The 17,225-nt window shown below is 67.7% G+C and carries 1 protein-coding gene (running past one end of the window); it reads right to left on the reverse strand.

Annotated elements, in window-relative coordinates:
• On the reverse strand, window positions 1-17,225 hold the 3' end of the coding sequence (locus BAY61_RS22550; protein ID WP_091807538.1) for a GntR family transcriptional regulator. It continues 64,717 nt past the right edge of the window; the window shows 17,225 of its 81,942 coding nt (coding positions 64,718-81,942); its start codon lies beyond the right edge, outside the window; it ends in the stop codon at window positions 1-3.

Raw genomic sequence — 17,225 nt, forward strand, 5'->3', positions numbered from 1 at the left:
CTAATCCGGCCTGCCGCCGATGCCGGGCGGCGTCAGGGGTGGTGGCCGCAGGAACGGCGGCGGCTTCTCCTCGCTCGCCGTGCGGAACGACCACGGGGTCCGGTCGATCTCGCGGGAGAGGCCCGCCTTGTCGGCGAGCGCGACGTAATCGGGGTAGATCTTCTCGGCGATCAGTTCGTTCAGGCCGTCCAGGATCTCGTAGATCATCTGGGCGCGCAGCGGCGAGATGGGCTTACCGTCCCAGTTCGCCAGCAGGTTCAGCAGGTCACCGACAAGCACGCCCCGCTTCTGGTACCAAGCTCGGGTCGCGGAAGTGGTGTAGGCCGATCCCGCGGCGATGGCGATAGGCAGCACCAGCCCACCCGGCTGGAAAGGGCCTTCCTTCGTGACATCCAGAATGCCACGTCGCACCACACCGGCAGCCCCAGCCATCCCCAATTCCCACGACGACAGCGTGGCCAGCCCCGGTATACCGATCGAGATCTTGTGGAACCCCTCGGCGAGAACTCCCAGTGCCGCGAGCAGTTCGGGATACCCGGCGGCCGCGTCGGCGGCGCTGACGGCAGCGACCGCGTTCGAATCGACGTTGTTGGGCCACACCCTGGTGGGCTCTCCCGGAACAGGGGCGACGAACCGCACGAACATCTCGTGCGGATGCTGTCCCAGCAGGGCCGCGCCGATGTTGCCCGGACCCGGCCGCCGGATCTTGTCGACGAGCAGTCTCGCCTCCCTGTCCCCGATCAGCTCGACCTTCCTGACGTGGGGAATCTTGCCGGCCAGCTCACCGCTCTCGACGAGCTCACGGAATCCTTCGATATTCCAGGACCCCTCACCGCTTTCCCGTTCGAGCAGATCGCGGTACCAGGCCCGGTCGGCTTCCGTGACGAACTCGGGATGCCGTTCATGCAGTTCGGCTGTCGCCCGCACGAACCGCAAAGTCCTGGCGATCGCGATCCGCACGTAGTCGTCCATCATGCGGCCGGTCGGGGTCTTGGTGTCCACCGGAACGAGCCCGCCGTCGATTCCCTTCGCCGCACTCTCGCGGGGAGCCTTCGCGCCGAACGCGGCATCGACGAGTGCCTGCAAGAAGCGGAACGCGTCGCTGCCGGCGGAGGTCCGCGCCTGCGATCGCTGTTGTTCGGTCGCGGTGGGGTCCTGACCGGTGACGAGGTAGGAATAAAGCGCGTTGGGCCCCCCTTCCGGCAGGGTCGTCCAGCCTGCCTGCCTGACCACCTGGCCGACGGCGATCGGCTGTAACCTTCCCTCCCTGTCGATGATCTGGCCGAGCACTTCGCCGAGCCGGGCGTTGCGCTCGCGGGCCGTCGAGTAGCGCGGCAACGCCATCAGCAGCAGCCGGTCGCCCACCCCGTACGTCTTGTGCACGGTGGACGGTGAGAAATCAGTGGGAATATCGGGATCGTGGCTGAGCCGGATGGTGACCTTGACCGCACGATCGAAACGGAATTCCCCTTTTCGCCTTGGTTTGTGCGTCTCGATCACCACGTTCGGCTCACCGGTGGCGGCGTTTTTCTCGACCGCGACGGAACGCACCTGCCGCGCGGTCGCGTGTGCGACGAGGTCCTCGGCAGCCGATTCGAGCAAGGTGCCCGGATCGTCATCCAGCCGCCGCTCCTGCCCGTCAAGGCTCTCCGGGGGGAGGTGCGCCTCGGCTTCTCTCGACATGCGGTCCAGGAGCTCGGTAACGCCAGCCAATGCGGCAACGGCCCGCTCCGCGATGTCCTGCCCGGTCACCGGACCGTCCGGTTTCCCGTCGCCCAGCCGTGCTCTGCGGGCGTCCTCCCAGATCTGTCTCGCCAACGACCATTCACGGAAGTCCTTGTAGCCGGTGAGGGCGATGCTCAGCCGCCAGCCGAAATTTCCGCCGAGCGCCTGCATCACCAGATTGGCTGTTTTGGTGACCAGACCGAATGACAGCGTCACGAGAATCTGCACGAGGAACGGCCAGATCTGGACCAGCACCATCGTCTTCAGGATGATCGCCCGCCACAACAGGCGCGCCTCGAACAATCCGGAGAGCAACTGACCTGACAACGTGTGCCACAGCATGTCGTCGTCGGCATCGGCCAGCCGCGACGAGTGCGGGTACACCACGGTGACCTCAAGTTCGCCCTTGCCACGAGCGAAACCGCGCACCATTCGCTGCGTCGCGTACAGCCCCGTTCCGGCCGCCACCCGGATGTTGATCCGGATCCCCGGCCCCAGAATGAGCCGAATCGTCTCGTTCTCGGCATCCCACCGCGCGTCCCGGGCACTCCCGATCAACTCGCGGTAGCTGCCCTGGTCCAGCAGGTCGGGGGGAAGCGGACGGCCAGGCGTCTCTTCCGCTCCCAGGGCGGCGGCCAGCTCCGGTACAAGCGCCCGGACCCGGGCGTCGATCCGTTTCCGTTGAGTGGGGGTGGCGGGTTCCGACAGCATCTCCGCGGTTTCCGGCAGGTTGATCCCGCGTTCCTCGGCGAAACCGTCCCACTTGCGCACGGAATCGTGTGCTGTCCTGGTGATCCTGCGTAGGCCGGGACCATGATGCCCGCCACGCCAACTCGCCGCCATCCTTCTGGCCTGATCGCTTGCGATGGCGAACTGCCCCTTGTAGGTGTGCGTGAGCGAACCTTGGACCAATGCCATATAACCGAACTGGCCGAGCGCCGCGAGCAGCAGCAGCGGGTCGGCCCCCAGGGTCATGTATCCGAGACCGAAGCCCGCGACGGTACCTGCTATTGCCCCGATGCCCTCATCACGAGCCATCTTGAGGAAAACCGCGGGTGACGGCAGCGGCATCACATATCCGCGGATCTCCCGGCGAATCAGGTCGGTGAGGGCGGCGTCGGCTTCGGCGATCGTCTCATGGCCGGTGTCCAGCACCAGCCTGCGGCTGCCTTCCACCCAGGCGGCGTCTTTGGCCAGTTCACCTGTCTTGACCGCCGCGTCGAATTCCTCAAGCTGGATCGAGAAGGCGGGTTTACGCCAGGGAAAACGGCCGTCGGAAGGGCCCTTCTTCTCCCCGAACCACACATACACCTGGTAGGAGTTGTAGTCGTCCGGTGTGTCAGAGAGCGCCGTGTCAGCCAGAGCGTGGTCCCGCGCGGTGATGCGTCGTTCCGAGGTAGGAACGACGGACACCCACAGCACCGAGTCCTCAGCGGCACCATCGTCGAGCGAATCGCCGAAGTGGAAGTCCTTGGAGAACAACATTCGCCGGGTGCCCTTGTGTTTGAGCAGCCACTCCAACCTGCCGAGCCTGGGATTGGGGTGCTGCTCCAACGTGGTGAGGTGCTCGACGAGCCCGCGGCCGGTGTCGGTGACACTGCCCGCGAATCGCGAATGCGACCACATCCGGTTGAGGAACCGGTGCCTGCGCTCGCTGCCGTAGGTCGTCTCGTTGAGCCCCATGGTGTACAGCAGCCTGCGCGCCTTTTCCTGGTCGTGCACCAACTCCGGGGCATGCTCGGCCAGCACGGAATCGGCGAAGTCCTCCGGGACTTTCCCGTGGTAGCCGTTCTCGGCGAGCGTGACGAGGCCGGTTTCGATGTCGGCCAGCACCGCCGACAGCGTGTCGAAGTAGGCGATGTCGCCCTTCGAGGGCCGCAGGCGCAACGGTGGTTTGGGACGCCGGTCGAACAACACCGGCCATTCCCCCGAAACGCCGGTGTCGAGCAACCGCTCCGGCTGCTCCAGCTCCACCATCCGCTCGCCGTCGTTCTCGACCGAGGGCAGCAATTCCCTTACGTTGTCGGCGATTCTCGCGATGTGCGCGTCGAGGAACAACACCTCCGCAGCGTCCAGGTCGCTGCTCTCGTCGCGGGCCTGTTCCCCCAGCAGGTGCGCGATCTCCAGTGCCTGCCTGGCTTCGGTCAGCTCGGAAGCAAGCCGCCGCAGTCCCGCCGCGAACCGCCGCCTGGCCACCATCCGGTTGTCACCGGCGGGAGCGTCATGACCTTCGGCCAGCTCCTCCAGCGCCGCCACCAGTTCGCGAGCCTGACCGGCCAGCTCCGTTGGCGGCGTGGTTCCGTCAGCACGCAGAATGTGGGCGCTCAGACTCGCGGCGTCGGCGAGCGCCCTTTCGGTGGCGGCCCACCGTTTCGGGAACTCGGTGAAGCGGATCGGTGGTGGCGCGTCCGGGTCGGCGGGCGGCTGTTCTTCCTGGGGTCGCGGCAAGGAGGTCAGGAAACTTAGCGCCGACGCCGCCGACTCCTGTGCCCAGCCGTCCAGTGCGGCCGGAAGGGCGTCGACCGCAGCGCCCAGCATCGCGCCGATGAAACGCGTTGTCCCAGAAGGGACATCGGGAACGGGTGGCACCACGACCCGGACGGGGCTGCTGGGGACGGCGACGAGTTCGGTCGCTCCGGTAGCCAACGACAACCGCGACGACGGCGTGAACACCGGTGGCCGGATCGCTGCCTCCCGCGCGTCCGGATCGACGGTGATCTCGACGTCGACAGCGGTGCCCTGCCACCTGGTCCGCCACCGCAGCGGCGAATCCGTCGGCTGGTACTCCACATCGGAGCGCTCGAAGAACTCGGTCACGGCAGGGGCGATGTCGCTGACCACCGGGCCGTCCAGTCGTGGCAGAGCAGGCAGGGCGTGAGGTTCGAGGACGGCGGGCTTCGGCCCCTCTCGCGCCTCGGCGGGCGAGGGAGTCACGGCGCGTTCGGTCCTGAGCTTCCTCAATGCCGCCTTCGGTCGCGGTGCGCTCCCCAGCTCCGGCGTCGCGGCACCGACCGGTTCGCCGCCGAGCTCCGATACGGGCACGTAGATCACGACGCTGCCGAACCGCCTTCGCCGCTCGCTTGGAGCCGCGACGTCCCGCTTTCTCAACTCGGCGAAGAACGTGGCGGGAACCCGGAACGCGGCGAACTCGCCATCCTTGCCGGAAAGCCCGGTGACCCCCAGGAAATCGGCTTCGTCGACATGCTGTTCCATCCGCGCCGAGACCGTCATCGAATCGGGGCCGGAGAACAACCGGTGCTCCGGAACGGGCAGGGTGGCGTGGATGCCGTCGCGCACGAGGGCCCGGTAACGCTTTTCCAGGTTTTCCTTGCGGAACGTATGATCCAGCCTGGCCATGCTGTACAGCCGCGTCCGCCTGACGTGTCTGCTCCACGCCGTCTTCTTCTCGTAGACGGGGTCGCCGTCCGGCACGAAAGCCGCCGTGGGCACGAGACCGGCCGACTCACTGATGGCCATCACCACTTCTCGCAACGCCGCCACCGCGTTGCCGCGCCCCCGCCGCCCCATCGGATGCCGGACGGTCAGGTCCCGCGCCACCCCGCCCCGCACGTCCGTCCTGCCCCCGCGCGTCAGCTCGCCCAGCCTGCGCACCGCCCATTCCGGATCGATGCCCCGCCGGAAGACCGGTGCCGCCATTCCCGAGGGAACCGGCACACCGTAGGCACGCGCGTCGTCCGCCCGCATCCGGGTCAGCATCGTGCCACGCACCTTGACGGTGTCGATTTCCTTGCCGAATTCGTCGAACGCCGTCAGCTCATGAATCACACCCGGCCTGCGCAGCGGATCGCCGGGGTCACCCCACTGGTGCGTCAGCTCGCCGTCCGCGTCCGCGACCAGCGTCGCGTTGGCACGCTCGACCGTGATGACATGCCGGACGACGACAGTGGTCTTGCCGCCGCCCGCGACGAACACATGGCCGTATCCTCCGCCCACCGCGTCCGCGAACGCCTCGCTGTCGGGCAGTTCGCCGAGATACCGGTGGATCCGCTCACGAACGGTCGCCTCGACCGCGATACCTGACTCGCCGAGCTTGCGGATGAGCTGACGCGCGGTCCGATGCCGCTCAGTCAGCTCCAGCAGCTCGGCTTTGGGAAAATCCGGCGTTCCCACCACCTCTGCTCGAACCGGCTCGCCCGGCTCGGTACCAGCGCCGGTCAGCGCGACCCTTGCCCGTGCGGCCTTGTCGCCGACGATCACCGGTTCACCGAACCGGTTCGTCTGCCTGTTTCGCTCGCTGAGCTCGAACTCGATGGCGGTCTCGGCGATGCCGTCCGCGAACTCGGGGTCGGTCAACCGCATCCGCACCCGGATCTCGCTGCCGTCGACGTCCCATACGTCGCCTCCCAGTCCGGCGAGCCGGTGGAACCGCTCCCGCACGCGCAGTTCGACCTCATCGGCGTCGAACCGGCCACCGAAGTGCTCGTTGAGCTGTTCGGCCAGTTCGGCGATGAGCGGAAGACGGAGCGGAGTTCCGGTCAGCAGCGCGGCCCGCTCGACCGGGCCGAGCAGGGGCTCCCGCACCTTCTTCGGCTCTGGGAGCAGCGGAAGCGTCGCCATCGCCGACAGTTCGGGATCCCTCACCGCGAAGGCCCTGCTCAGCCATTCCACGTCGGCGAAATCGCGCCGCTGCTGCTTGGTGTACCGGCCGTGGATGTAGAGGTCGGTCGCGATGGCCCGCAAGACGTCGACGTCGTGGCTCGACAGTTGATCCGGAACGCCAGCGCTGAGCAGCAACCCCGCGAACGCGGCGAGGTCGTCGGCGTTGCCGCTGTCGTAGCCGAACAACTCGGCGAGGTCGTGGAACTCGCCACGGGGTTCGGGTTTCCGGAGGAAGGCAGGGAGCAGCCTGGCCACCGGCCGCACCGTGGAGGCGACGCGCGACCTGGCAGCCTCGGCCTTGCGGTCCCGGCGCGACCGGAAATTCAGGCTTTCCGCGCTGATGTCAGCCGGCAACGTGAGCACGTGGTCTTGTCCGCGCAGCGCGGCGAGCTTGGTCGCCGCGCCGAACCTTTCGTCGCCGAACCGCTCGTACAGCCGGGGCAACTCGACCTCGTGCTTGGCGAGTTCATCGACGTCGACGTCGAGGGCACGCACGGCCCGCTGAAAACCATCGTCCTGCCGCTCCTCGGCGATACCACCGTCGGCGTCGAAGGTGAGCACGACGAACCGGGGAACGTAGATCCCCGCCCTGCCGTGGATGTCGGCCTTGTCCCGGCTGCTGACGTTGTAGGACACCACGAGCCTGCCGGGACCCCGGTCGATCTCGGGATGGGCGTGCGCGTTGTAGGTGAACACGTCGTCGCTGCCGTACGTGCCCTTCGCACCCGCCTCCGGCGTCGTGTACAGGTGCGCCGGACCGGTGAACGGGCCGAACGGCGTCCGCGCCACGTAGCCGACGATGTCCGGACTCGACGGTGTCCTCGTGTCGTGCGTGATCAGCAGATACGTATCGCCGACCCTGGTCACGCTGAACTCGTTGGCGACCCCCGGCATCACCCTCGCAGCGTCGGACTCGAAGATCGACCAGCGCCGGTCCTCGGTGTAGAACTCCCACTGCCCCGCGAGACTGTCATCGGCTACCCGCGCCACGCGCAGGTACTTCGTGTCACCGAGGTCTTCGACCCCGTACACGTACCGGTAACCGTCGTCCGTGTCGTGCAGAACCGCCGCCGTCCAGTCGACGCCGGTCACCGAAGGCAACTCGTACACCTGCGCGGGAGCGCTCAGGTCCCCGTCGCGATACCGGGCGACGACGTTGCGCCCCCGGTTCTCGTCCGCACCTCGCTCGCGATAGGTGACCTCCGGCGTCCCGTCATCCCTGCGATTGAGATCGCCAGGCCAGTACCACCTGCCGTCGTCGGGATGCGGCATCGGCTCGACGGGGATCTCGCCGTCCCTGCCGAGGACGGTCTCCAGCTCGCCGTCGGGAGGGATACGAACAAAAGCGTTGCGCAGGAACGGAATCGTCTCGCCGTCCACGACGGCCTGCAACCGGCTCCCGTTCTCGTCGACGGTGCCGAGGAAGGCGTCCGAAAAGGACATCAGGTAGGAGCCGTCCGGAGCCGCGATGCCGTACGTACTGCCGCCGCCCGTGAAGGTCTCCGGATCACCGTTGCCGATGTGCCTGGCGAACGCGTCCGTGAGTTGTTCGTCGACGTCGACGGACACGACCGAAAGAGTGGTGGCATCGCTGCCGTACCTGACTGCCACGGCATCGGCGACCTCCGCGAAACCGAACGGCTCCAGCGTGGTCCTGATGTCGGTGGCGACGTCGTCCCACCGCTCCCGCTGGACGGGGTCCTCGGCCAGCTCGAACAACGCCCGCCGGAGCGTCGCGACGACGTCCGGCCGCTCCTCCTCCGGTGTCGCGCGAAGCCGCTCCACCGCTGCGCTCAGCAGCACCTGATGCGGCTCGCCGTCACTGCGTGGCGCGCTCGCCGTCGCGGCCTCCGGCCCGTGGCCCTCGTCCTCGGCGACGGGGGGTTCCACGGGCGAGCGCCGGTCACCGATGACCGGAGGCGCCACCGGCGGCGGCGAGAGCAGTTGCGGCGGCGCCTGCTCCGCACGGGGTGTGCGGAAGACCCACGGTGTCGTGTCGGGGTCGCGGGAAAGCCCCGCCTTCCCCGCGAGAGCGACATAGTCGGAGAACACTTTGTCGATCAGCTTGTACGTCGAGGTGACGACGCCGTAGCCGATCTGGGCGCGAGCGGCGGCCATCGGGCCACCGTCCCACGCCACGAGGCTCCGCAGCTTTTCGTCGGCCTGCACCTCAAGCCGGTCGTACCAGCCGTCCGCGGCGACCGAGACGTAGGTCGCGGCGGCGGCGAGCCCCAGTGGCACCGCCAACTGATCGACCCCGTACGGCGCCGGTTTCAGCGAGTCCAGGACGATGCGCCGCACCGCCGAGGACGCCGCGCCTTCGCCGAGGTGGTACAAGGAGAGCGCGCGCAGCGGGGGGACGCCGGACGGGGCTTTGTGGTACGCCTCGACGAAACCACGGAGCAGCGAGAGCAGCTCCGGGTATCCGTTCGCCGCGTCGACCGGACTGAGCGAGACGATGCCCACCGAGTCGCCATCGTTGAATCGCAGGGTGGTCGGTTCTCCGGGAACCGCGGGAACGAACCGCACCTGAACCTCGTGCGGATACTTGCCGAACGCTTTGGCTCCGATACCGAGGGGGCCCCGCCGCGCGACGTTGTCGATGGTCAGTCGCACCTCCCGGGGTCCGGTCAGGTCGGCACGCAAGAGGTGGGGCAACTGGTCGACCAGCCCACCCGATTCGACCAGTTCCCGCCACTCCGTCAAGCTCTCCGGCAACGAACGGAACTCGGCGGGGTTCCACCCCCGGTACCACTCACGGTCGGTTTCCTCCGCGAACTCGGGGTACCGCTCGTGAAGAACGGCGGTCGCCGCGAGGAGGCGTTGCGCATCACCGACCAGGACGTCGAGATAGTCGTCCATCATGCGCGGCGTCGAGGTCATCGTGTCGACCGGCGCCAGGCTTCCCGTGATCGCCCCTTCCGCGTTCTCCCGATGGCTGAAGACCTCCGTGCCGGCTTCGACGGCGCGGAGTCCGACATCGATCGTGTCTCGGACCGCCGACACCCTCGCCTGTGTCCGAGCGGCTTCGGACACGGTCGGGTCCATACCGGGCCCGAGCAGGGAGTAGAGCGCGGTGGGCACTCCCCCCGCCCCTGCTTTGATCAGGCCCTCCAAAGCAAGCGGCCCCTTCCCCAGCGGGAGGATCGAGCCTTCTCTGTCGAGGATGTGATCCAGTTCCTCGGCGAGTCGCTCGGTTCGCCTTTCCGCCGTGGAGTACCGGGGAAGCGCCATTCGCAGCAGCCGCTCCTTGACCGCATACTGCTTGTGCACAGTGGACGGTGAGAAGTCGTCGGGGATTTCGGGGTCGTGACCGAGCTGGATGATGGCGGTGATCGTCGGCGAGTCCCGCCGTTTCCACGCGTTCCCCGGCCTACCGGTCTCGATGACGACCTGCCGCCTGCCGGTGTCCACACTCGTCTCGACGGAAGCCGAACGCACGTCGTGCCGGGTCCGCGCGTGCGCGACCAGATCCTTCGCCGCGGCCTCGATCAGGGTTGCGGGGTCGTCGTGCAGCCGGTTCTCGCCTCCGCCTCCGGCATCGGCCGGAAGGTGCGCCTCGACCTCGGTACGCATCCGCCTGACGACCTCGGCGGACGCGGCGAGCGTGCCCACCGCGTGATCGGCGTAGCGGTTCAGCGCGGTGGGGCCGTCGATCATCTCGTCCCCGAGCAGCACCTTGCGGGCACCGGCCCAGATCGTCTCGATGAGCTTTCTCGCCCGGATGTTCCGATATATGGCCACCGTCCCCGCGATCTGGGCCCCCAGAGCTCCGCCCACGGTCTGCATGACCAGACTCGCCATGTTCGTGACCCAGCCGAACACCCCGATGACGCCAGCCTGCAACAGGAAAGGCACCAAACCGGTCCACAGCAAGGTCCAGAAACTCGCGAGCCGCCACACGACGCTCGCCCCATGCAGCGCCGACAGCAGTTCGCCCGAAAGGTTGTGCCACAGCGTTTTGTCGTCGGCACGGGCGAGATAAGCCGATGGCGCGTACGCCACCTCAACCTCGATTTCCTTCTTCACCGCGTCGCCATTCACGACACGCTGGCTGGAGAATCGTCCTTCACCCGCGACGAACCTGACCGTGACCTTCTCGCCGGTACCAAGGGTCAGCGTGATTCGTTCGTTCTCGCTGTCCCACCGCACATCGGCGACATCCGTGACCAGCTTGCGAAGGCTGCCCTGTGCCAGCAGGTCGGCGGGCAACTCCCGGCCGGGAGCCTCCTCCGCTCCCAAAGCGGCCGCGAGTTCCGGAGCGAACGCGCGCACTCGCGCGTCGAGCCGTTCCCGCTCGGCCGCTGTCGCCGGTTCCGAGGGAAGCTCCGGCGGCACCGGCAGCCTCACACCGAAGCCGTCGGCGTGCTCCCGCAACTGTTCGGCGGTCTGCCACGCGTCCTTGGCGAGCCTGGTCAGACCCGGACCCCCCAGTCCGCCTCGCGAGCTCGCCATCCACCTGCGGACCTCCTCCGTGGCCGCGTTCTTCCGCCCGACCAGGTTGTGTGCCACCGGACCGTGAATGGTGCCCCCATAGACGGCCTGCGACACCGCCGCGATGAGCAGCAGCGGGTCCGCACCGATGGTCGCGAGCCCCACGCCGTAGCCAGCCGTGGTGCCGACGATGTTGCCCCCGGCCGCTGAATGGCCCCATCTCAGGAAGTTCGCCGGTGGGGCGGTCCTCGTGGGGTACTCCGCGATCGCGGTACGGATGATCTCCCTCATCGCGTTCTCGGCATCGGTCATCGAGGCGTACCCGGCTCCCAGCACGATCCTGCGGCTGCCCTCGACCCACAGCACGTTCCCGGCGGCCGGGATGTCACCGGCGCGCTCCGGCTCCTCGATCTGGACGGTGAAACCGTAGGAGCGCCACCCGAGCCACCCGCCGGTAACGCCGTCTCTCTCGCCTGCCCAGAAGACCACTCGGTAGACGCCGTATCGCCGCGGCGATCCGGGCATGGTGGCGTTGCGGAGAGGGTGGTCCCTGGCGTCGATAGGTGGTTCGTCGGCGGGCTCGATGATCACCCGATGCACCGGGCCACCATAGAACGTGTCGTCCATTGGATCGCCGAAGTGGAAGTCCTTGATCAGGCCCAGCTTCCGGCTGTCCGTGTACTTGAACAGCCACTCCAGCTGGCCGACTCCGGGAATCGGATGCTGGTCCAGCGTGGTGAAGTGGGTGACGAGCCTCCGCCCGGTCTCGGTGAGCCTGCCTTCGAGCCGGGAATTCCGCTGAATTCGCTCGAAGAACTTGTGACGGCGTTCGCTGCCGTACGTCGTCTCGTTGAGCCCCATGGTGTAGAGCAACATGCGGGCTTTTTGCTGGTTGTGAACAAGGTTCGGCGCGCGAACGGCCAGCACGGGGCTGGGGACGTCTTCCGTCGTGAAGCCCTCGTACCCGAGTTCCGCGAGCCTGCCGAGGTCGGCTTCGATTTCGGCCAGCACCGTCAGCACGGTGTCGGCATAAGCGACGTCGCCCGCTGAAGGCCGGAACCGCAGCGGCGGCTTCGGACTCCGGTCGAACAGCACCGGTTGCTCATCCGCCGCGTCGGGGGCGAGCATCCGTGCCGGTTCCTCCAGCTCCAGCAACCTTTCGGCCCTGCTCTCCAGCACGGCCAGCGTCCTGTTCGCCCTGGCCGCGCTCCTGGCGACGTCACTGTCCAGGAACAGCAACAACTCCATGACGCCGGCCTCGCCTGCCCGTTCTCCGAGCAAGTTCCCCATTTCGAGCGTCTTGCCCGCTTCCGCGAAGTCCGAAGCGATAAGCCGCAGCCCCGCCGCGAAATCCCCTCGTGCCGCGGTCCTCGTGTCACCGTGGGGAGCGTCGTGCCAGGCGGCGAGTTCGCCCAGTCTCTCCGCGAGCTCACGTGCCCGCACCGCCAGTTCCGAGGGAGGGGCCTCCCATTCGGCGCGTAACAAGAGATCGCTCAGTTTCGCGGCCTCGGTGAGCGCTCTTTCGGTCGCGTCCCAGCGTTTCGGGAACGCCATGATCCGGGTCGGCGGCGTGTCGGAATCGACAACCTCGTCAGTGTGCCCAGCTCCCTCGGCCAGCGCAGCGGGGCGCGAAAGGGCGGTCGCGTCGGCACGGGCCGAGGACACCACCTCGTGCGCCCACCCGTCCATGGCACCGAAGAGCGCGTCGACGGCGGCTCTCAGCGGAACGCCGACGAGTTCGGTGAGGCCCGAAGAAACATCCGGGAACGGCCTGAGCACGATCCGGACGGGACCATCGGGAACCGCAACCACGTCGATCAGCCCGGTGAGCCCCGAGGTCTGAGGACGCACCGTGAACGAGGGAGCTTCGATCCGCGACTCGCGCGCCAAGGGGTCGACCACGATGTCCACGTCGACATCGGCGCCATGCCACGTGGACCGCCACCGCGACGGCGCGTCCCCCTTCCGGAACCCCTCGCCGTCACGCTCGAAGAACTCGGCGACGGCACCGGCGATGTCGGTGACCGTCCAGCCAGCCCTCGCCGGCAGCGTCGGCAGGCGGTGCGGTTCGAGCACGACGGGTTCCGGCGGTTCGCTGGCCTCGACCGGAGGCGCGGTCTCGGCGGGCTCGGCGCGCATCACCGGCTCATCGCCGAGTTCGGACAAGGGCACGTACACGACGGCATCGCCGTACCGCCGTCGCCGCCAGCCGCCCATGACGGTGTCGTGCTTGCGCAACTCGGCGAAGAACGCGACCGGTATCCGGAACGCGGCGAATTGCTCGCTCTCACCGGCAAGTTCCGTCACACCAAGGAACGCGGCATCGCGCACGTGCTGTTCCATACGCGTCGTCATCGACATCGCCTCGGTGCCGGAGAGGAAGCGCGTTTCCGGCACCGCCAGGGTCACGTCAAGACCGTTACGGACCAGCGGCCGGTATCGACGTAACAGATTCTCCTTCCGGAGTGCCCGGTCCAGCCTGGACATGTTGCCCAGCTGGGCGCGCCGCGCATGCCTGTTCCTCGGCATCATGCCGTCCGCTGCGAATCGGGCACCATCGGGCAGGTAGTCGGCGGCGGGAACGAGTTTCGCCTGCCCGGCGAGGCTCATCGCCATTTCTCGCCCCGGCGCCACCGAGTTGCCGCGTTTCCGCTCTCCCGGGGGACGATGCACGGTCAGGTCCCGCAGAACTCCGCGCGGCGCTTCGATCCTGCCCTCTCGCGTGATCTCCCTCAGCCTGGTCACCGCCCATTCCGGATCGATGCCCTGACGCATCGCCGGTGTCTCGGCCCCTGCGGGAACCGGCAGCCCGTAGTCATGGGCGTCGGCCGCCGTCATCCGGGTCAGCATCGATCCGCGCACCTTGACGACGTCGAGTTCGGCGCCCGTGCCGGTGAACACGGTCAGTTCGTGCACAGCGCCCGTGGAGCGAAGCGGATCGGTCGGATCTCCCCACTGGTGGGTCAGTTCGCCGTCGCCGGAAACGGCGACCAGTTTCGCGTTGCCGTGCTCGATCGTGATCACGTGCCGGATCACCACGCTTGCCTTGCTTCCGTGCACGACCAGCAGGTGCCCGTCACCACCACCTACGGCCTCCGCGAACGCCTTGCCGCCGGTCAATTCGCCGGCATAACGATGGATCTGTTCCCGCATCACCGGCTCGACGGGGAGACCCGATTCGCCGATCTTGCGAATCAGTTGGCGCGCGATCCGGTGCCGCTCCGTCAACTCCAGCACGTCGGCTCGCGGGAAGTCCGGGAAGCCGGTGACCTCCGGCCGCGCCACGTCCTCGAACTCTGGACGACGGCTGGTCAGCGCGACGGTGATCGGCGCGCCGTCCTCACCGACGACGACCGCTTCGCCGAACCGGTCCGTCTCCTGGTCCCGTTCACTGACCTCGAACACGGCGTCGACCTTCGCGATGTCGCCCTCGAACTCGGGGCGGGTCAACCTCAGCCGCACCCGTACCTCGCTGCCGCCGACCTCCCACAGATCGCCCTCAGGGCTCACGAGATCGGAGTAACCCCACCGCAGCCTGCGCTCGACGTCGTCGACATCGAACCGGCCGCCGAACCGCTCATTGAGGTGCTCGATCAGTTCCGCGACGAGCGGAAGGTAACGCGGGGTCCCGATCAGTAGCGCGGCACGGTCGACAGGGTCGAGCTGAGGACCCCGCGGCTTCTCCGGCTCGGGCAGAGCGGGAAGGGCACTGATGGCATGGCGGTCCGGGTTCCTCACCAAGAAGGCCCTGCCCAGCCATTCCACGTCGTCGAACGCCCGCCGCTGCTGTTTCGTGTAACGGCCGTACACGTACAGGTCGGTCGCGATGGCCCGAATCACGTCGATGTCCCTTGTGGACACTTGCTCCGGAACTCCGGCACTCAGCAGCAGGCGAGCGAATTCGGCCACCTCACCATCGTCGGTAGCGTCGTAGCCGAACAATTCGGCGACGTCAGCGAGCGGGCCCGGCGCCGGTTTCCTCAGGGAAGCCGGGATCAGCTTCGCGGCGGGTCGCACGGTGGACGCGAGCCGGGTCATGCCGCTTCGCTTCGCCTCCTCCGTGCGCAATCGAGCAGCCAGAGTCTCCGCGCTGATCTCGGAAGGAAGCGCGAGCACGTAGTCGAGGCCGCGTACCGCCGCGAGCCGGGTCGCCGTCTCGAAACTCTCGTCACCGAACCGCGCGTACACCGCGGCCAGATCGACCTCGTGCCTGGCAAGGGCTTCGACATCGACCCCGCCCAGTTCCCGCAAGGCCCGCTGGAAACCTTCGTCCCCATGTGCCTCGGCGATCCCGCCGTCACCGTCGAACGTGAGCACGACGAACCGGGGAACGTAGATGCTCGCGTCGCGGTAGATGTCGGTTCTGTCGACGCTGTTGACGTTGTAGGACACCACAAGCCTGCCGGGACCCCGGTCGATCTCCGGATGGGCGTGCGCGTTGAAAGTGAAGACATTCGCGCTGCCGTAGGAACCGTCCTCACCGGACTCCGGCGTCGTGTACAAATGGGCCGGACCGGCGAACGGGCCGAATGGAGTCGGCGCCGCGTAGCCGACGATGTCGGGACTCAGTGGTGTCCTCATGTCGTGCGTGATCAACATGAACACGTCGCCGACCCTGGTCACGCTGAACTCGTTCGCGACACCCGACAGCACCCGAACCGCATCGGACTCGCGCGGCGACCACGCTCCCCCTTCGGCGAAGAACTCCCACTCACCGACGAGGCTGTCATCGGCGACGCGTGCCACCCGCAGGTACTTCGTGTCACCGAGGTCTTCCACGCCGTACACGTAGCGGTAGCCGTCGGCCTTCAGCGTCGCCGCCGTCCAGTCGACCCCCGTCGCCGACGGCAGCTCGTGCACCTCGGCCGGAGCACTCAGCTCACCATGTCGATACCGCGCGACGACGTTGGCACCGTGCTGTCCATTCAGGACCGGACCGTGTTCCCGGTAGGTGACCTCCAGGGTCTGCTCGTCGACCCGGTACGAGTCACCAGGCCAATACCACTTGCCGTCCTCGGGGTGCCGCATCGGCTCGACCGGGGCGTCGCCGTCCTGCCCGAGGACGGTCTCCACGCTGCCGTCCGGCCGGATCCGCATGAACGAGTTGCGAATGAGCGGGGTCCGCCCGCCGTCCTGCACGGACCAGGACCGGCCGCCCTGTTCGTCGACAACTCCCAGTGTCGTGTCCGAGAAGGACAGAACATAGGAACCGTCCGGCAACTCACGGCCGTAGGTGGAGCCACCACCGGTGAACGTCGCCGGATCACCGTTGTCGATGTGCTCCGCGACCGCGTTCGTGAGCGCCTCGTCGACCTCGACCGACACCACCGAGGGGATTCCCGCGACGACGGACCGCTCCTCATCATGCTGGGCATGCCTCGCGGCCAGCACATCGGCACCGGCCGACCCCAGCACGGATCTGACATCGGCCAGCACATCCGGCAGCAAACCATTGTTCCACCGCCGACGCTGCACCGGATCGTCGGCCAGCCCGAACAACGACCGCGTCAACGCGGCGACGACATCCTGCCGTCCCGAATCCGAAGCCGCCGCAAGCTGCTCCGCCCCGGCACTCAGCAACACCTGATGCGGCTCGCTGAACCGGCGCAACTCGGCCAGCCGGGCATCATCCAGCCCGTGTACCGAAGGCAGGACTGGAACGCCCGAACCGTCCACTGTGTACCGCAACACCACGTCGCGCAACTCGTCGAGGTTCGTCACCTCGGCGTCGGCACGCGGCTCCGGCGAAACGGCTCCGCCCGCCCGCTCGTACGCCCCGGCCAGGACGCTCCGCAACACCCGCGCCCGCTCGTCGGGCAACCCCGCCGTCCGCTCCCTCAGCTCGTCGGCGAACGTACGGGGCTGGTCACCGATGACCGGAGGCTCCACTGGCGGCGGCACCAGCAGCCGTGGCGCTTCCCCTGCGTCGTCCTCGGCCTTGCGGAATGTCCACGGTGTCGTGTCGGGATCGCGGGTGAGACCCGCGTTGTCGGCAAGCTCGACGAAGTCGGCGTAGACCTTCTCCACGATCAACTCGACCAGCTTCTCGATGGCGTGGTAGGCGATCTGGTTGCGCGCGGGCGCCGTCGGGCTGCCGTCGTAGTACATCAGCATGCGCATCATCTCGTCGACAAGGAACTTGAGCCTGCTGTACCAGGCCGCCGCGGCGACGCCGACGTATCCGGATGCCGCGGCGAGCGCGGCAGGGGCGGCCAGCCTTCCAGCCGAGAGAGGTCCGGGCTGGAGCGAATCCAGGAGGATGCGCCTGACCATCGCCGAGGCGGTTCCCGGCCCCAGTTCGTAGGTCGAGAGCACACCAAGCGGAGGCACTCCGGACGGTGCCTTGTGGTATGCCTCGACGAAAGCGCTCAGCAGGCCGAGCAGGTCGGGGTAGCCGTTCGCGGCGTCGACCGGGCTCAGCTCGATGATGCCCAGCGAGTCGAAGG

Origin of the sequence: Prauserella marina, assembly GCF_002240355.1 — a bacterium.
Classification (GTDB): Bacteria; Actinomycetota; Actinomycetes; order Mycobacteriales; family Pseudonocardiaceae; genus Prauserella_A; species Prauserella_A marina.